Origin of the sequence: Ectopseudomonas toyotomiensis (genome assembly GCF_900115695.1) — a bacterium.
Lineage (GTDB): Bacteria > Pseudomonadota > Gammaproteobacteria > Pseudomonadales > Pseudomonadaceae > Aquipseudomonas > Aquipseudomonas toyotomiensis.
This window is the reverse complement of record NZ_FOXK01000003.1, coordinates 120,919-138,412: the sequence shown is the minus strand read 5'-3', so window position 1 is coordinate 138,412 and position 17,494 is coordinate 120,919. Positions and strand designations below refer to the sequence as shown.

Sequence of the window (17,494 nt, the reverse complement as noted above, 5' to 3'; positions counted from 1 at the left end):
ATCAGGTCGCTACCTGGTACTGGAAGCGGTCGGCGCGGCTGCTGGACTGCGCCAGCTCCACCGCCCGGCCAGCGGGATCGCGGGACAAAGTGAGTACGCTGAGCAACGGCGCATGGCGCGGCATCAGCAGGTGCGCGGCCTCTTCGCGGCTTGGCAGACGCGCGCCAATCAGGCTGAAGGTGCGCGCCAGGGGCAGGTCGCGCTCGGCCAGGTACTGGCGCAGCGAGCCGCCCTGGTAGTCGGCCAACAGTGGCGCCAGGCTGGCGCAGAAGCGGTGGCGGATCAGGCTCAACGGCTGGCCCTCGAGCAGACGCAGGGTGGTCAGCTCGATCAACTCGCTGCCGTCGGGCAGTTGCAGGTGGCGGCACTCCTCGCTGCTGCCGGTACGGCGCAGCTTCTCGATCAGTTTCGCCTCGACCCGGTGGCCGAGCGCCGACAGCGACTGGCTGAAGGCACTGCCCGCCTCCACCGGATACACCAGCGGCCTGGCCAGCACCTGGGTGCCCTTGCCCTGGCGGCGCAGCAGGCGGCCTTCGAGCACCAGCTCGTCCACCGCGCGGCGCAGGGTGTGGCGGTTGACGGAAAAACGCGCGGCCAGTTGCATCTCGCCCGGCAGGTAGTCGCCCGGGCTCATGCGTTGCAGGTCTTCGCGCAACACGGCGGCCAGCTCGCGGTACAGCGGTTCGCTTTGTCTAGACAAGTTCATCGTTTGAAAAGGGCGCACGCAGGCGCCCTCCTCCTCCTTCAGATAAAGAGCTTGCGCAGGCGCTGTGACAGGATGTCGATGGCGCTCACCACCAGAATGATCACGATCAGCAGGGCGCAGGTCTGGGCGAACTGGAAGCCGCGTATGGCCTCCCAGAGGATCACTCCGATACCGCCGGCGCCGACCATGCCGACCACGGTGGCCGAGCGCACGTTGGACTCGAAGCGGTACAGCGAGTAGGAGATCCACAGCGGCAACACCTGTGGGATGACGCCGAAGATCACCTCCTGCAGGGCACTGGCACCGGTGGCGCGCACGCCTTCGACCGGGCCCGGGTCGATGGCCTCGACCGCCTCGGCGAACAGCTTGGCCAACACCCCGGTGGTGCTGATGAACAGCGCCAGCACGCCAGCGAAGGGGCCGAGGCCGACCGCGACGACGAAGAGCATGGCGAAGACCATTTCGTTGATCGAACGGCAGGCATCCATCACCCGCCGCACCGGCTGGTACACCCACCAGGGCACGATGTTCTCGGAGCAGAGAATGCCCAGCGGAATGGCGCAGACGATGGCCAGCACCGTGCCCCAGAGGGCGATCTGTACGGTAACCACCATTTCCTTGAGGTAGTGCTGCCAGTTGCTGAAATCTGGCGGAAAGAAGTCGGCGGCGAAGGTGGCCATGTTGCCGGCATCGCGCACCAGCGCCAGCGGGTTCATTTCCGCGCCCTGCCAGGACCAGGCAAGTACGGCGAAGAACAGGCCCCAGCCGATCAACTGCAACCAGCTGCGTTTGCTATCGATGGTCGGGGTATGGGTGGTCAAAGTGGTCATCAAGGCATCTCGGGGAAAACGACTGCAGTCAGCCCCTCGGTGGATACCGAGGGGCTGCCAGGATCAACCGGCGCTGGCGCCGCCCTGCTTCTCACGCTCGGCCATACGCTGCTCCAGCTTGGCCAGCTCGGCGTCCAGCTCCTTGAGCTGAGCCTGCTTGTCGGAGTCCTTGAGCTTGTCGTTGTTGGCCACTTCGGTGCGTTTCTTGAACAGCTCGAGCTGACGAATCGGCAGCAGCTGATCGTTGTCGGAAGCCTTGAACTGGCCCCACTGCAGACCTTCGAGCACCTTCTTCTCCTCCGGCTTGGCACCGTAGGTCATGAAGAAGTCGCGCAGCTTGTCGCGGGTTTCCTGCGGCAGGTTCTTGCGCCAGACGATGGGGTCGGACGGGATCAGCGGCGAGGTCCAGATCACCTTGAGCTGCGCGGCCTTGTCCGGCGCGGTCACTTCCAGACGTTCCATGCCCTCGCTGTTGAAGGTGCCGACATCGACCTGCTTGTTGGCCACCGACAAGGCGTTGACCTCATGACTGCCGTTGAGCGAGCGCTTGAAGATCTTGCCGGCGTCGGCGTTGTTCTGGGCGAACACGTAGTAACCGGGCACCAGATAACCGGAAGTGGAGTTCGGGTCGCCGTTGGCGAAGGTCAGGCTCTTGGCGTTCTTGAGCATGTCCTCGACCGAATTGATCGGGCTGTCCTTGTGCGCCACCAGCAGGCTGTAGTAGCCCTGGGCGCCGTTGGCCGCTACGGTCTGGGCGAAGATCTCGCCGCCGGCGCGGTCCACCGCTTCCATCGCCGACTTGTTGCCGTACCAGGCCACGTCGACCTTGTCGAAACGCATGCCCTGGATGATCCCGGCATAGTCCGGGGCGAAGAAGGCGTTGATCTTCACCCCGGTCTGCTTGCTCATGTCAGCCAGGAAGGGGTCCCACATGGCCTTGAGGTTCTGCGAGGACTCGGTGGAGATGATGCCGAAGTTGAGTTCCTCGGCGGCCTGGACCGAGCCCAGCAGGGAACCGGTGACGAGCGCAGAGGCAGCCAGCACCTGGCCGATGCGTTTGAACATGGAGCACACTCCTGTTGCGGGTTGGCGTTGTTGTTTCGAATGAGAAAGGCGACGTCAGGCCTTGGCCAACGTCAGCGGACGCTCTACAGCCCGTGGGCGCTGCCCTTGCGGCAGCAGCAGGCTGATATCGAGATCGCCGCCGTAGAGGTCATTGAGGAAATCGGGGTTGAAGCTGTCGGTGGGTCCGTCGAAATGAATGCGCCCGCCCTTGAGCGCCACCGCGCGCTGGCAATAGCGCACCGCGTAGTCGACCTGATGCAGCGTCACCACCACCGTCTTGCCGTCGCGGCGGTTGATGTCGGCAAGAATCTCCATCACCTTGCGTGCCGACTCCGGGTCGAGCGAGGCGATCGGCTCGTCGGCGAGAATCACCTCGGCCTGCTGGCACAGCGCGCGAGCGATGGCCACGCGTTGCTGCTGCCCCCCGGAGAGGGTCGAAGCACGCTGCGCGGCGAACTCGGCCAGACCGACCCGCTCCAGCGCCTGCATGGCGCGCTGTTTTTCATCGGCATTGAACAGGCTGAGGCTGCCACGCCAGCGCGGCATGCGCCCCAGACCGCCGAGCAACACGTTCTGCATCACACTGAGGCGGCCGACCAGATTGAACTGCTGGAAGATGTAGCCGATATCGGCGCGCTGACGGCGCACGTCACCGTTGAGGCGACCGTCGGCCTGGACCTGGCGACCGAGCACTTCGATACTGCCGGCATCGCCGCGCGCCAAGCCGGCGAGATGGCGCAGCAGGGTCGACTTGCCCGACCCCGAAGCACCAATCAAGGCCACCATTTCACCTGGCTGTACCGACAGCGCCAGGTCGAACAACGCCTGTTTGCGACCGAAGCTCTTGTTCAGACGGTCGACTCGAATCGCTGCGCGCATGGGCTGGCCCTCTACTATCATTGTCGATACGAAGGCAGCTAACTCGCGCCTTCTGGTGTAGACCAAGGTAGGCGCAAGCTGTGTCAGCCCGGTGAACCGGAGATGACGATTGAGTGACCGAAACTTGAAACTTTTATGCTCGAGCGACGCATCAAGATGAGTTCTGCCGAATACCACGCATTTCAGACAATCGGTGCTGGCATAAAGCCGCCACCTGAATCACAATCCGACACGTATTTGGCGTCAAGGAACTGTTCAGATGACCCTCGGGTCATAATGACGCAGAACGCGATACCGGTTGAACGGCTAGTGCGAAACACGGTCAAACCGGTGACAATCTCGACACTGACTACCAGTATCGCTCCCTGAACTAACCGGTAATGTAGCGCCCTATGAAACAGGCTATTTATTCCAGCCGCACGGCTGACAAATTTGTCGTTCGCTTGCCAGATGGCATGCGTGAGCGTATCGCTGACGTAGCACGCAACCATCATCGCAGCATGAATTCGGAAATCATCGCCCGCCTGGAGCAAAGCATGCTGCAGGAAGGTGCGCTGGATGACGATCTCAGCCTGCGTCTCGACAGCCCCGAGCTGAGCCTCCATGAGCGTGAATTGCTGCAGCGTTTTCGTCAGTTGTCGCGCCGCCAGCAGAACGCGCTGGTCGCTCTGATTGCCCACGACGTGGAAATGGCCGCCGAAGAAGCCTGAGGCGAGCCCATAAAAAAACCGGCCTTGAGCCGGTTTTTTTATGGGCAACGAAAAGACGCGGAGCGAACTCCGCGCCAATCAGCCAACGAAACTGAGCAACACCCCCGCCGCCACGGCCGAGCCTATCACCCCGGCCACGTTCGGCCCCATGGCATGCATCAGCAGGAAGTTCTGCGGATTGGCCTCCAGGCCGACCTTGTTCGATACCCGAGCCGCCATCGGCACTGCCGACACGCCAGCCGAGCCGATCAGCGGATTGACCTTGTGCGTGCTGAACACATTCATCAGCTTGGCCATCAGCACACCGGCCGCGGTGCCCGCGCAAAACGCCACCATGCCCAGCATGAGAATGCCCAGGGTCTTGAGCTGCAGGAAGGCCTCGGCCGACAGCTTCGAACCCACGGTCAGGCCGAGGAAGATGGTGACGATATTGATCAGCGCGTTACGCGAGGTATCGGCCAGACGCTCGACCACACCGGCCTCGCGCAGCAGATTGCCGAGGGCGAACATGCCGATCAACGGCGCGGCGTCAGGCAGCAGCATACCGATCAGAATGCACAGCACGATGGGGAAGATGATCTTCTCGGTCTGCCCCACCGGACGCAGTTGCTGCATGACGATGGCGCGCTCTTCCTTGGTGGTCAGCGCGCGCATGATCGGCGGCTGCAGCAGCGGTACCAGCGCCATGTAGGCATAGGCCGCCACGGCAATTGGGCCGAGCAGGTCGGGCGCCAGCTTGGAGGTGACGAAGATCGAGGTCGGCCCGTCCGCCCCGCCGATGATGGCGATGGACGCCGCCTCCTTGAGGGTGAACTCCATGCCGGGAATGCCCAGCGCGGTGATCGCCAGTGCGCCGAGCAAGGTGCCGAAGATGCCGAACTGCGCGGCGGCGCCAAGCAGCAGCGTCTTCGGGTTGGCCAGCATCGGGCCGAAGTCGGTCATGGCGCCGACGCCGAGGAAGATCAGCAGCGGGAAGATACTGGTCGGCAGGCCCACTTCATAGATCAGATGCAGGAAGCCCGCGCCTTCGGCCATGTTGGCCACCGGGATGTTCGACAGCAGGCCACCGAAGCCGATGGGTACCAGCAACAGGGGCTCGAAGCCCTTCTTGATGGCCAGGTAGATCAGCAACAGGCACACCGCGATCATGAACGCCTGACCGGGCTCCAGATGGTACAGACCGGTGCTCTGCCAGAGCTTGAGGAGCTTTTCCATGACGCGCCCCTCAGCCGATGGTCAGCAGGCTTGCGCCCACTGCCACTGCATCGCCGACCTTGACGTTGACCGCACCGACGGTACCGGCCTTGAAGGCGCGGATCTCGGTTTCCATCTTCATCGCTTCGAGGATGATCACCAGTTGCCCCTCCTCCACGGCCTGGCCCGGCTGCACCAACACCTTGAAGATATTGCCGGCCAGCGGCGCGGCTTGCGGCTCGCCGCCGCCGACTGCGGCCGGAGCCGCCGCCGGTGCGGCGCTCGCTGTACCACCGACAGGCTTGATGCCTTCGATATCGCCGCCCTCGTTCACCTGCACGACGAAGGATTTGCCATTGACCTCGACGGTGTAGACCTCGGGCTTGCCGGCCTCGCGAGCCGGAGTTTCCTTGCCGGTCGGTGCCGGCTCGAAGGCCGCCGGGTTGCCGCGATTTTCCAGGAATTTCAGGCCGATCTGCGGGAACAACGCGTAAGTCAGCACGTCGTCGATCTCGTCGGCGGCCAGCTTGATGCCTTTCTCCCGGGCGATGCCCTTGAGCTCGGCGGTCAGCTTGTCCATTTCGGCCTCGAGCAGGTCGGCCGGGCGGCAGGTAATGGCCTCGCTGCCATCGAGTACACGGGCCTGCAGCTCGGCGTTGAACGGCGCGGGCGCGGCGCCGTACTCGCCCTTGAGCACGCCGGCAGTTTCCTTGGTGATGGACTTGTAGCGCTCACCAGTGAGCACATTGATCACCGCCTGAGTGCCGACGATCTGCGAAGTGGGGGTCACCAGCGGGATGAAACCCAGGTCTTCGCGCACGCGCGGAATCTCGGCCAGCACCTGGTCGAACTTGTCCTGGGCGCCCTGCTCTTTGAGCTGGCTTTCCATATTGGTGAGCATGCCGCCTGGCACCTGGGCGACCAGGATGCGTGAATCGACACCCTTGAGGTTGCCCTCGAACTTCGCGTACTTCTTGCGCACCTCGCGGAAGTACGCGGCGATTTCTTCCAGCAGCTCGAGGTTGAGCCCGGTGTCACGCTCGGTGCCCTGGAACATGGCCACCACCGACTCGGTCGGCGAATGACCATAGGTCATCGACAGCGAGGAAATCGCGGTGTCGACGTTGTCGATACCAGCTTCCACCGCCTTGAGAATGGCCACCGACGACAGCCCCGCCGTGGCGTGGCACTGCATGTGAATCGGAATTGCCAGGTTGGCCTTCAGGCGCGACACCAGCTCGAAGGCGGTGTACGGGGTAAGGATACCCGCCATGTCCTTGATGGCCACCGAATCGGCGCCCATGTCTTCGATCTGCTTGGCCAGATCGACCCACATGTCCAAGGTGTGCACCGGGCTGGTGGTATAGGAGATGGTGCCCTGGGCATGCTTGCCCTGCTTCTTCACGGCCTTGAGTGCGGTCTCCAGGTTGCGCGGGTCGTTCATCGCATCGAATACGCGGAATACATCGACGCCGTTGACCGCCGCGCGCTCGACGAACTTCTCCACCACATCGTCGGCGTAGTGGCGGTAGCCGAGCAGGTTCTGCCCACGCAGCAGCATCTGCTGACGGGTGTTGGGCATGGCCTTCTTCAGTTCGCGGATGCGCTCCCAGGGGTCTTCGCCGAGGTAACGAATGCAGGCATCGAAGGTCGCGCCGCCCCAGGACTCCACCGACCAGAAGCCGACCTGATCGAGCTTGGGCGCAATCGGCAGCATGTCTTCGAGACGAACACGCGTCGCCAGGATCGACTGATGCGCATCACGCAGCACCACATCGGTGATTCCGAGTGCTTGTTTTACGGCAGTCATACAGGTGCTCCCTCTGAACCTGATCAACCGCGGCGTGCGCGGTGCTGGGCAATAGCGGATTGGATGGCGGCCAGTGTCTCTGCATCTGGCCCATGGCTGGCCGACTTGACACTAGGCGCTGGAGAAGAAATGGCCGGGGTCGGCGCGGGCGGAGCGAAGGTCGCGATCAGACGTGACATCAGACTGACCACACCCACCAGCAACACCAGAAAGACAAATACGAAGCCCATGCCGAACAGCATGAGTTCGACACCCTCGAGCAGCAGTTCACTGGGGGTCATCTTGGCTCCTTTGGCCAGCAGCTAAGCGGCTGCGTTCATTATTGATTAGGAGCGCCCAGAGTCAGTACCTGGGCAAAGCTGGCGAACCTTAGCGTGAAACAAGCGTTTGAAGCAAACGCCAAAAGGGCCGAACGGGCTATTTATGTAGTGGTCTATCAGCACCCACTACCAAAGAAGCAGACAGGCCTGGCGAGCGCAGCCTCAGGATGCCGAGCGAGCCGCGGTATCAACGGCGGGAGCCAGCCTCAGCAGGGTCTTGAAGTGACGTGTCTCATCACCAGGGGTACGCCCGAACAGACGCTTGAACTCCCGATTGAACTGCGACGGGCTTTCATACCCGACGCGCTGTGCAGCGCTGAGCGCACTCATGTCGTTGCGGATCATCAACAGGCGCGCCTGATGCAGGCGAATGGCCTTGAGGTACTGCAGCGGTGAACGGCTGGTCATTGCTTTGAAATGCACATGGAAGGTCGGCACGCTCATGCTGGCGACTTCGGCCAGCGAAGGCACATCGAGCGATTGCTGATAATCCCGGTGAATCCGCTGCAGGACGCGCGCGATACGACCGAAATGACTGTTCTGCGCCAGGGTCGCGCGCAGGCCATTGCCCTGCTCACCCTGCAGCACGCGAAAGACGATCTCACGCAGAATCGATGGACCGAGCAGGCGCACCTCCTCAGGGTCAGCCAGGGCCTCCAGCAGGCGCAACGTGGCGTCACTCAGGCGCGCATCCATAGGGCTGGAATAAAGCGTTGCCGGGTGAGCTGGCTGGGGCTCTTCCAGTTCCATGACCAGCTCGGCCACCAACAGCGGGTCGACTCGCAGCGCCACCCCCAGCATGGGCTCTTCGGCACTGGCCTCGGTTTCGATGGAGAACGGCAGGGGCAGCGCCAGTACCAGATAGTGCTGCGCATCGTAAACATACAGATTGCCGTCGTGCAGCCCACTCTTGCGCCCCTGGATCACGATCACGATGCTCGGCTCATACAACGCCGGGGTAACCGGCAGCGAGCGATTGGAGCGCATGAAGGTCACCCCATCGAGCTGCGCCGCGGTGTACCCCTCCTCGGGGGCCAGACGCAGCATCAGTTCGACCATACGTCGCTTGATGCTCTCAGGACTCATGCTCATGCGCCGCTTTCGACTCGTTATCGATACCCGGGCATTGTAGGGAGCATTCAATAGAAACAGGCAATATCGAAAGAGTAACGAGACTTAGCAGCCGGCCGGCCCCTGCCTAGCATGGACGCTCCATAACGCAATGGAGACCGACATGAGCAAAGTCATCCTCATCACCGGCGCCAGCAGCGGCATCGGCGAAGCCACCGCCAGGCACCTGGCAAGCCTGGGTCATCACGTAGCCCTCGGTGCACGGCGCATCGAGCGCCTGCAGGCACTGGTAGAAGAACTGCAGGCACAAGGTCAACACGCCTCCTGCCGCGCCCTCGACGTCAGCCAGCTACACGACATGCAGGCGTTCGTCGAGCATGCCGAAGCCCAGCACGGCCCCGTCGACGTTATCATCAACAACGCCGGGGTCATGCCACTGTCGCCGCTCAATGCCCTGAAAGTGGATGAGTGGAATCGCATGATCGACGTCAACATCAGGGGCGTGCTGCACGGTATCGCCGCCGTACTGCCAGGCATGGAAGAACGCGGACGCGGCCAGGTCATCAATATCGCCTCCATCGGCGCCCACGCCGTATCGCCGACAGCAGCGGTCTACTGCGCCACCAAATATGCCGTCTGGGCGATTTCCGACGGCCTGCGCCAGGAAAGCGAGCGCATTCGCGTCACCACCATCTGCCCTGGCGTGGTCGAGTCCGAACTGGCCGACAGCATCTCCGACGCCAGTGCGCGCGAGGCGATGCAAGCTTTCCGTCGCGTCGCCATCACCCCGGACGCCATCGCCCGCGCCGTGGCCTATGCAGTCGAACAGCCCGATGACGTCGACGTCAGCGAACTGATCGTGCGCCCAACCGCCAGCCCCCATTGATGGAGACCACCATGTCAGCGAAGAACACCGTCGCGGTACTGCTGATCAGCGGCGCCTTGCTACCCGGCGTGGCAATGGCGCAATCCGAGCACCCGCATCCTTACGTAGGCATGTGGGTAACGGACGACGGCCATGTCCGCCATGAGCTATTGGCCAACGGCCGTTATGACGAGGCACGCGGCAATCGCGAAAGCGCCTACCAGGGCAACTACCGCGTTACCGGCAACCACATCGACTACGTCGACGACACCGGGTTTACCGCCGACGGCGAATTCATCAACGACGTGCTCTACCACGGCGGCATGGTACTGCGCCGCAAAAGCGACCCAATAGACGAATAACGCTATTCATCAGCCAAGGAAAAATGCCCATGAACATGCACAAGATCATCGCCGTATTGCTACTGAGCGCCTCCCTCTGCCTCCCGGCCTGGGCAAGTGACAACACCGCGGCCAATCAGGCCCTGATTCAGAAAGCCTTCGATGATTGGCGCGCAGGCCAGGGCGGCATCTTCCAGTTGCTGGCCGATGACGCCGTCTGGGTCGTGGCCGGCAGCAGCCCCTACTCCGGGACTTACCGCACGCGAGAGGCGTTCATGGAAGATGCAGTCAAACCCATCACTGACAAACTGGCCACGCCCATCGTACCCACCGTCCGCCAGATCGTGGCGCAAGGGCCTTACGTGGTCGTGCACTGGGATGGCCAGGCGACCGCCAAGGACGGCAGTCGCTACGAGAACAGTTACTCCTGGCACATGCAGCTGGAGAACGGCCAGATCACCCGGGTCACGGCCTTTCTCGATACCTGGCGACTGGTCGAGCTGATGAACTGACGGGACCTACAGCAGGAAGATCGACGCCAGCCCCAGGAAGATGAAGAAACCGCCGCTGTCGGTCATGGCAGTGATCATCACGCTGGCCCCCATGGCCGGGTCGCGCCCCAGGCGTGCCAGGGTCATGGGGATCAGCACCCCCATCAGCGCCGCCAACAACAGGTTCAGCGTCATTGCCGCGGTCATCACCACGCCCAGCGACCAACTGCCGTAGAGCCCATAGGCGACGGCGCCGATCACGCCCCCCCAGAGAATGCCGTTGATCAGGGAAACACCCAGCTCCTTGCGTACCAGACGCTTGGTATTGCCGGTGCTGACCTGATCCAGCGCCATGGCGCGTACGATCATGGTGATGGTCTGGTTGCCCGAGTTGCCGCCGATACCGGCAACGATGGGCATCAGCGCCGCCAGCGCCACCAGCTTCTCGATCGAGCCTTCGAACAGGCCGATCACACGCGAAGCGAGGAATGCGGTGACCAGGTTGATCGCCAGCCAGGCCCAGCGGTTGCGAACCGACTTCCACACCGAGGCGAAGATGTCTTCCTCCTCGCGCAGACCGGCCATGTTCAGCACTTCGCTTTCGCTTTCCTCACGAATCAGGTCGACCATCTCGTCGATGGTCAGACGGCCAATCAGCTTGCCGTTCTTGTCCACCACCGGGGCGGAAATCAGGTCGTAACGCTCGAAGGCCTGAGCGGCGTCGTAGCCGTCCTCGTCCGGGTGAAAACTCACCGGATCGTCGGCCATGACTTCGCCGACCTGCTTGTCCGGGTCGTTGACCAACAGGCGCTTGATCGGTAGTACGCCCTTGAGTACGCCATCGTAATCGACCACGAACAGCTTGTCGGTATGGCCCGGTAGCTCTTTCAGGCGGCGCAGGTAGCGCAATACCACTTCCAGGCTGACGTCCTCGCGGATGGTGACCATCTCGAAGTCCATCAGCGCACCGACCTGATCCTCTTCGTAGGACAGGGCCGAACGCACGCGCTCGCGCTGCTGGGCGTCGAGCGATTCCATCAGCTCATGAACGACGTCGCGCGGCAGTTCCGGCGCCAGGTCGGCGAGTTCGTCGGCGTCCAGGTCCTTGGCCGCAGCGAGAATCTCGTGATCGTCCATGTCGGCGATCAGGGTTTCCCGTACCGCGTCGGAGACCTCCAGCAGGATGTCGCCATCGCGCTCGGCCTTGACCAGCTGCCAGACGGTCAGACGCTCGTCGAGCGGCAAGGCTTCGAGGATGTGGGCGATGTCAGCAGGGTGCAGATCTTCGAGCTTGCGCTGCAGCTCGACGAGATTCTGACGATGCACCAGGTTCTCGACCCGGTCGTGATGCTGGCCTTCCTGACGATGAGTCAGGTCTTCGACCAGTTTGTGCCGATGTAGCAGTTCGATCACCTGGGCCAGGCGATCCTGCAAGCTTTCTTGCGGCTTTTTGGCTTCTACTTCAGTCATAGCGCGCTCCACCCCCAGTTGGCGGGCACGCCAGAGGGGATCAATCAGGTCTTACACGATTGTGCGAGGGGAGTATTGAGTAACTACTGGGTAAGTCCATGGTGGTATTCCACAAGCCCCGGCGGGGCTGACGCGGCGAATGATAACACCGCAAAACAGCTTTGTACGTGACAAAAGCGCGGCAAGAACAACTGCTTGCATCACAAACTTCGATCTCGCATGAAAACCTGGCTATGCGACGTCAGCGCTCCCCGCCAGGACACCCTGGCGAGCGCGAAAAAAAGGTCTAACCTGAAGCAGGCAAACGTCAGGGAGGACGATTCATGCGAGGACAGCACGTCGCAGCGCTACTGGCCGCTGCGCTTCTCTACCCTATTGCAGACAGCTCGGCCGCCAGCGTGTTCCGCTGCGTCGACGCTGACGGCCATATCACCTTCACCCGCCACGGCTGCAACGACGATCAGCAGCAGCATCTGCAGGATGCGCGCAACCACACGCCCAGCAGCGGCAAGCCAATCCCTCTGGCCGACCCAGGCCGACGCACGACAGCTGCCTCGGCAAGCAGTGGCGAGGTGGTCATCGTCGGTCAACAGGACGATGGCTGCGGCAACCTGCTGACCAGTAGCGAGAGGCGCCAGGCAATCATCCGCAAGGAAGTGCGCCGCGGCATGAGCAGAACCGACGTGGAAAGCAGCCTGGGCAAGCCGGACAGAGTCACGAGCAGCAATGGGCAGCAGCGCTATCACTATCGCGAAAAACGCAAAGGCGGCAGCAGCCGGCAGGTCAGCTTCGACGAAGCCGGCTGCGTGAAGAAATGATGCGCAAAGAAAAGGGCCTGCATCGCTGCAGGCCCTTTGGGTATGGCGGACTCAGGAGGATTCGAACCTCCGACCGCTCGGTTCGTAGCCGAGTACTCTATCCAGCTGAGCTATGAGTCCACACTTTGGCGCTTTTAGACCAGATCACCACTGGTTGAAACAAAATAGCTTGCAGCGATGCAAGCCATTGAATATGGCGGACTCAGGAGGATTCGAACCTCCGACCGCTCGGTTCGTAGCCGAGTACTCTATCCAGCTGAGCTATGAGTCCGTTTGGTGTTTTTATACCAGATCACCTCTGGTGATTCGCCAGCCCGGCTTACGCCTGACTCGCTGAATAATGGCGGAGAAGGGGGGATTCGAACCCCCGACACCCTTTTGAGGTGTACTCCCTTAGCAGGGGAGCGCCTTCGGCCACTCGGCCACCTCTCCGCAACACGGGGCGCATGATAAACATGTTTTCCCCGTTTGCAAACAAAAATTTGTAGAAAAATTAGTGGCTTGGTTCGTCACCCTTCTCTTTCTGGATGCGCTGGTAGATTTCTTCACGGTGTACGGCAACCTCTTTCGGCGCATTGACACCAATGCGCACCTGGTTACCTTTCACACCCAACACGGTGACAGTCACATCATCACCGACCATCAGGGTCTCTCCGACCCGGCGAGTCAGAATCAGCATTCCTTTCTCCTCAACGGATTACATTTCTCAGGACAACAGTCTGCAAAAAGAAAATGGTGCCGGCTTCCCGCTAAATCAAGCCTGAAAGCCTCCACCCAAGTATTGACCAGCGCGCGCAGAAAGAAAGTTCCCACATGCCAGTCAAAAAGACGAAAGGCGCGGAACCAGCCGCGCCTTTCAAATCAGTTGAATCACTCGCCCTGTCGGGCCGGGGCATCCAGCTCGAAAGCGGTATGCAGAGCGCGTACCGCCAGCTCCAGATACTTCTCCTCGATCACCACGGAAACCTTGATCTCGGAGGTGGAGATCATCTGGATGTTGATGGTCTCCTTGGCCAGAGCTTCGAACATACGGCTGGCAACACCGGCATGGGAGCGCATACCGACACCGACGATGGACACCTTGGCGATATTGGTGTCGCCGACCACTTCACGGGCGCCCAGCTCGTCTGCAGTCTTCTGCAGCACGCCGAGGGCGTTGTTGTAGTCGTTGCGGTGCACGGTGAAGGTGAAATCGGTGGTGTTATCGTGCGAGACGTTCTGCACGATCATGTCCACTTCGATGTTGGCGGCGCTGATCGGGCCGAGAATCTTGAAGGCGATGCCGGGGATATCCGGTACCCCACGGATGGTCAGCTTGGCTTCGTCGCGGTTGAAAGCGATGCCGGAAATGATCGGCTGTTCCATGGATTCCTCTTCATCAAGGGTAATGAGGGTGCCCGGCCCCTCCTGAAAGCTGTGCAGGACGCGCAGCGGGACGTTGTACTTGCCGGCGAACTCCACCGAACGAATCTGCAGCACCTTGGAGCCGAGGCTGGCCATTTCCAGCATCTCTTCGAAGGTGATCTTTTCCAGACGCTGAGCCTTGGGCACCACGCGCGGGTCGGTGGTGTAGACACCATCGACGTCGGTGTAGATCTGGCACTCGTCGGCTTTCAACGCCGCCGCCAGAGCCACACCAGTGGTGTCGGAACCACCACGACCGAGGGTGGTAATGTTGCCGTGCTCGTCGACACCCTGGAAGCCGGCGACGACGACGACGCGACCGGCCTTGAGATCAGTACGAATCTTCTGGTCATCGATCTGCAGAATGCGCGCCTTGTTGTGCGCGCTGTCGGTGAGGATGCGCACCTGGTTGCCGGTGTAGGACACCGCCGGCACGCCGCGCTTGATCAGCGCCATGGCCAGCAGAGCAATGGTCACCTGCTCACCGGTGGACACCATGACATCCAGCTCACGCGCAACCGGCTCACCATCGGTGATCTGTTTGGCCAGATCGATCAGGCGGTTGGTTTCGCCGCTCATGGCGGAAACCACGACGACGATGTCGTCACCGTTGTCGCGGAACTTCTTCACCTTGTCGGCCACCTGCGCGATACGCTCGATGGTGCCGACGGAGGTGCCCCCAAACTTCTGTACGATCAAAGCCATTTCAAAAAGCCGCCTGATTCCTCGAAGGGCGCCCATTAAACCCGCATCGGGTCATACTGCCAAGGCCCGCCGGACGCACTGCGGGCCCCGCTTTCTCGCTCGTTACGAAGCCTGCTCGACCAGAGTAGCGGCCAGAGCCAGGGCTTCATCCAGCTTGCCGGCATCAACGCCGCCGCCCTGAGCCATGTCCGGGCGACCGCCGCCCTTGCCGCCCACAGCTGCCGCGGCCTGACGCATCAGGTCACCGGCCTTGACCTTGGCGGTCAGATCCTGGGTCACACCAGCGACCAGCACCACCTTCTCGTCGAACACACCACCGAGCAGAATCACAGCGCTGCCCAGCTTGTTCTTCAACTGGTCGACCAGCGCCAGCAGCGCCTTGCCGTCCAGACCATCGAGACGCGCAGCCAGCACCTTGGTGCCCTTCACGTCCACGGCCGAACCGGCCAGGTCGTTACCGGCGGCGCTGGCGGCCTTGGCCTTGAGCTGCTCCAGCTCCTTTTCCAGCTGACGGTTACGCTCGATCAGGGCCGAGAGCTTGTCCAGCACGTTGTCGCGGCTGCCCTTGACCAGAGAAGCGGCTTCCTTGAGCTGCTCCTCGGCGCCATTGAGCCAGGCCAGCGCGGCGGCGCCAGTGACCGCTTCGATACGACGCACGCCAGCGGCCACGCCGCCTTCGCTGGTGATCTTGAACAGACCGATGTCGCCGGTACGCGATACATGGGTACCGCCGCAGAGCTCGACGGAAAAATCGCCGCCCATGCTCAGCACCCGCACCTGATCACCGTACTTCTCGCCGAACAGCGCCATGGCGCCCTTGGCCTTGGCGGTTTCGATGTCGGTTTCCTCGGTCTCGACCTCGGAGTTCTTGCGAATCTCGGCGTTGACGATGTCTTCCAGCTGCTTGATCTGCTCGGGCTTGATCGCCTCGAAGTGGCTGAAGTCGAAGCGCAGGCGCTGACTGTCTACCAGCGAGCCCTTCTGCTGCACGTGATCGCCCAGCACCTGACGCAGCGCGGCGTGCAGCAGGTGGGTAGCAGAGTGGTTCAGCGCGGTGGCCTGACGCACGCCGGCTTCGGCTTCAGCCTTGACGCTGGTGCCGACACTCAGGCCGCCCTTGGCCACCACACCGTGGTGCAGGAAGGCGCCGCCGGCCTTGGTGGTGTCGCGCACGTCGAAGCGTACGCCAGCACTTTCCAGGTAACCGCAGTCACCGACCTGACCACCGGATTCGGCGTAGAACGGAGTCTGATCCAGCACCACCACGCCCTCCTCGCCTTCGGCGAGGCTGTCGACCGCAGCACCGGCCTTGAACAGGGCAATGATCTTGCCGCTGCCACTGGTGCCTTCGTAGCCGAGGAAGCGGGTGTCGGCGTCGACCTTGACCAGGGCGTTGTAATCCATGCCGAAGGCGCTGGCGGAGCGGGCGCGCTCGCGCTGCGCCTCCATCTCACGCTCGAAGCCTTCCTCGTCCACCGACAGCTCGCGCTCGCGGGCGATATCGGCGGTCAGGTCAACCGGGAAGCCGTAGGTGTCGTACAGCTTGAACACCACATCACCCGGGATGACCGAGCCTTTCAAGCCAGCCAGATCCTGCTCGAGGATCTTCAGGCCCTGCTCCAGGGTCTTGGCGAACTGCTCTTCTTCGGTCTTCAGCACGCGCTCGATGTGCGCCTGCTGCTGCTTGAGCTCGGGGAAGGCTTCGCCCATCTCGGCCACCAGGGCGGCGACGATCTGGTAGAAGAAGCTGCCCTTGGCACCCAGCTTGTTACCGTGGCGGCAAGCGCGACGCACAATGCGGCGCAGCACGTAGCCACGGCCTTCGTTGGACGGAGTGACACCGTCGGCGATCAGGAAGCTGCAGGAACGAATATGGTCGGCCACCACCTTCAGCGAAGCCTGGCCTTCGTTGCTGCAGCCAATGGCCTTGGCCGAGGCGGCCAGCAGGTTCTGGAACAGGTCGATCTCGTAGTTCGAGTTCACATGCTGCAGCACGGCGCTGATGCGCTCCAGGCCCATGCCGGTGTCCACGCTCGGCGCCGGCAGCGGGTGCAGCACGCCGTCTGCAGTGCGGTTGAACTGCATGAACACGTTGTTCCAGATCTCGATGTAGCGGTCGCCATCTTCTTCCGGGCTGCCGGGTGGGCCGCCCCAGATGTGCTCGCCGTGGTCGAAGAAGATCTCGGTGCACGGGCCGCACGGGCCGGTATCGCCCATTGCCCAGAAGTTGTCGGAAGCGTATGGCGCGCCCTTGTTGTCGCCGATGCGGATCATGCGCTCGGCCGGTACGCCAATTTCCTTGTTCCAGATCTCGTAGGCTTCGTCATCGGTGGCGTAGACGGTGACCCAGAGCTTTTCCTTGGGCAAGTTCAGCCACTTGTCGGAGGTCAGGAATTCCCAGGCGTAATGAATGGCGTCACGCTTGAAATAGTCGCCGAAGCTGAAGTTGCCCAGCATCTCGAAGAAGGTGTGGTGACGCGCGGTGTAGCCAACGTTTTCCAGGTCGTTGTGCTTGCCGCCGGCACGCACGCACTTCTGGCTGGTGGTGGCGCGGGTATAGGCGCGCTTTTCCAGGCCCAGGAAGCAGTCCTTGAACTGGTTCATGCCCGCGTTGGTGAACAGCAGGGTCGGGTCGTTCGCCGGAATCAGCGAGCTGGAAGCGACACGGGTGTGCCCTTTTTCTTCGAAGAAGCTCAGGAAGGCTTCACGGATTTCTGCGCTTTTCATAGGGATATCCACGGAATCAGGCGGCCACGGCAAAAGCCGGCAAAGGGCCGCATTATATCGGGCCTATCGCTTGCGGCTAGTACCTTGT

At 62.1% G+C, this 17,494-nt stretch carries 17 protein-coding genes and 3 tRNA genes; 5 read left to right on the top strand and 15 right to left on the bottom strand.

The features are described 5' to 3' along the window. Position 1: 1 nt before the first annotated feature. From phnF to phnC, 4 genes are all read right to left on the bottom strand, one after another. Positions 2–724: a phosphonate metabolism transcriptional regulator PhnF gene (phnF, locus tag BM186_RS06870; RefSeq protein WP_083431571.1), complete on the bottom strand. Its 723-nt coding sequence runs from the start codon at positions 722–724 to the stop codon at positions 2–4. Between the two features lie 20 nt (positions 725–744). After that, positions 745–1,536 (bottom strand): phosphonate ABC transporter, permease protein PhnE, encoded by a 792-nt coding sequence (gene phnE, locus BM186_RS06865; protein WP_074914080.1) that lies wholly within the window; start codon positions 1,534–1,536, stop codon positions 745–747. A 63-nt stretch (positions 1,537–1,599) separates the two neighbouring features. Continuing rightward, the gene (gene phnD / locus BM186_RS06860) at positions 1,600–2,601 is read right to left on the bottom strand and encodes a phosphonate ABC transporter substrate-binding protein (RefSeq protein ID WP_074914079.1); all 1,002 of its coding nucleotides are present in this window, start codon (positions 2,599–2,601) and stop codon (positions 1,600–1,602) included. 54 nt (positions 2,602–2,655) lie between these two features. Beyond that, a complete protein-coding gene (gene phnC / locus BM186_RS06855) occupies positions 2,656–3,480 on the bottom strand; it encodes a phosphonate ABC transporter ATP-binding protein (protein ID WP_072424563.1) in 825 nt (274 codons plus the stop codon). A gap of 392 nt (positions 3,481–3,872) precedes the next feature. On the opposite strand from phnC, the gene BM186_RS06850 reads away from it, so the two are divergent. After that, on the top strand, positions 3,873–4,190 hold the full coding sequence (locus BM186_RS06850; protein WP_013714898.1) for an Arc family DNA-binding protein: 318 nt from the start codon (positions 3,873–3,875) through the stop codon (positions 4,188–4,190). 78 nt (positions 4,191–4,268) lie between these two features. Here BM186_RS06850 and BM186_RS06845 read toward each other — a convergent pair whose 3' ends face one another. The 4 genes from BM186_RS06845 to BM186_RS06830 all read right to left on the bottom strand — a co-directional run bounded on the left by BM186_RS06845 (position 4,269) and on the right by BM186_RS06830 (position 8,573). After that, a complete protein-coding gene (locus BM186_RS06845; protein WP_074914077.1) occupies positions 4,269–5,405 on the bottom strand; it encodes a sodium ion-translocating decarboxylase subunit beta in 1,137 nt (378 codons plus the stop codon). Positions 5,406–5,415: 10 nt separating this feature from the next. After that, complete coding sequence (gene oadA, locus BM186_RS06840; RefSeq protein ID WP_074914076.1) at positions 5,416–7,194, bottom strand: sodium-extruding oxaloacetate decarboxylase subunit alpha; 1,779 nt, start codon at positions 7,192–7,194, stop codon at positions 5,416–5,418. A gap of 23 nt (positions 7,195–7,217) precedes the next feature. Next, complete coding sequence (locus tag BM186_RS06835; RefSeq protein WP_074914070.1) at positions 7,218–7,475, bottom strand: OadG family protein; 258 nt, start codon at positions 7,473–7,475, stop codon at positions 7,218–7,220. 201 nt (positions 7,476–7,676) lie between these two features. After that, positions 7,677–8,573, bottom strand: coding sequence for an AraC family transcriptional regulator (locus BM186_RS06830; protein ID WP_074914720.1), 897 nt, complete (start codon positions 8,571–8,573; stop codon positions 7,677–7,679). Between the two features lie 175 nt (positions 8,574–8,748). Between BM186_RS06830 and BM186_RS06825 the strand changes: the two genes are divergently transcribed. The 3 genes from BM186_RS06825 (at position 8,749) to BM186_RS06815 (ending at position 10,303) form a co-directional block, all read left to right on the top strand. Beyond that, positions 8,749–9,471 carry an SDR family oxidoreductase gene (locus BM186_RS06825; protein WP_079784091.1) on the top strand — a complete coding sequence of 241 codons (723 nt, stop codon included), beginning with the start codon at positions 8,749–8,751 and terminating at the stop codon, positions 9,469–9,471. Between the two features lie 74 nt (positions 9,472–9,545). Next, the gene (locus tag BM186_RS06820; protein WP_204378373.1) at positions 9,546–9,812 is read left to right on the top strand and encodes an Atu4866 domain-containing protein; all 267 of its coding nucleotides are present in this window, start codon (positions 9,546–9,548) and stop codon (positions 9,810–9,812) included. 29 nt (positions 9,813–9,841) lie between these two features. Further along, complete coding sequence (locus BM186_RS06815) at positions 9,842–10,303, top strand: nuclear transport factor 2 family protein (protein ID WP_072424558.1); 462 nt, start codon at positions 9,842–9,844, stop codon at positions 10,301–10,303. Between the two features lie 6 nt (positions 10,304–10,309). Here BM186_RS06815 and mgtE read toward each other — a convergent pair whose 3' ends face one another. After that, positions 10,310–11,752, bottom strand: a complete 1,443-nt coding sequence (gene mgtE, locus BM186_RS06810) for a magnesium transporter (RefSeq protein ID WP_074914065.1) — start codon at positions 11,750–11,752, stop codon at positions 10,310–10,312. A gap of 323 nt (positions 11,753–12,075) precedes the next feature. Between mgtE and BM186_RS06805 the strand changes: the two genes are divergently transcribed. Further along, positions 12,076–12,570: a DUF4124 domain-containing protein gene (locus BM186_RS06805; protein WP_074914064.1), complete on the top strand. Its 495-nt coding sequence runs from the start codon at positions 12,076–12,078 to the stop codon at positions 12,568–12,570. Between the two features lie 43 nt (positions 12,571–12,613). Here the strand turns inward: BM186_RS06805 and BM186_RS06800 are convergent. The 6 genes from BM186_RS06800 to alaS form a co-directional block, all read right to left on the bottom strand. Then, a tRNA-Arg gene (locus tag BM186_RS06800) sits at positions 12,614–12,690 on the bottom strand. Positions 12,691–12,764: 74 nt separating this feature from the next. Continuing rightward, positions 12,765–12,841: transfer RNA gene (locus BM186_RS06795), tRNA-Arg, on the bottom strand. Between the two features lie 70 nt (positions 12,842–12,911). After that, positions 12,912–13,002 (bottom strand) — tRNA-Ser (locus BM186_RS06790). 61 nt (positions 13,003–13,063) lie between these two features. Next, on the bottom strand, positions 13,064–13,249 hold the full coding sequence (gene csrA / locus BM186_RS06785) for a carbon storage regulator CsrA (protein ID WP_003244478.1): 186 nt from the start codon (positions 13,247–13,249) through the stop codon (positions 13,064–13,066). Positions 13,250–13,440: 191 nt separating this feature from the next. Further along, on the bottom strand, positions 13,441–14,679 hold the full coding sequence (locus tag BM186_RS06780; RefSeq protein WP_072424555.1) for an aspartate kinase: 1,239 nt from the start codon (positions 14,677–14,679) through the stop codon (positions 13,441–13,443). Between the two features lie 102 nt (positions 14,680–14,781). Further along, positions 14,782–17,406, bottom strand: coding sequence for an alanine--tRNA ligase (gene alaS / locus BM186_RS06775; RefSeq protein WP_074914063.1), 2,625 nt, complete (start codon positions 17,404–17,406; stop codon positions 14,782–14,784). Positions 17,407–17,494 lie beyond the last annotated feature (88 nt).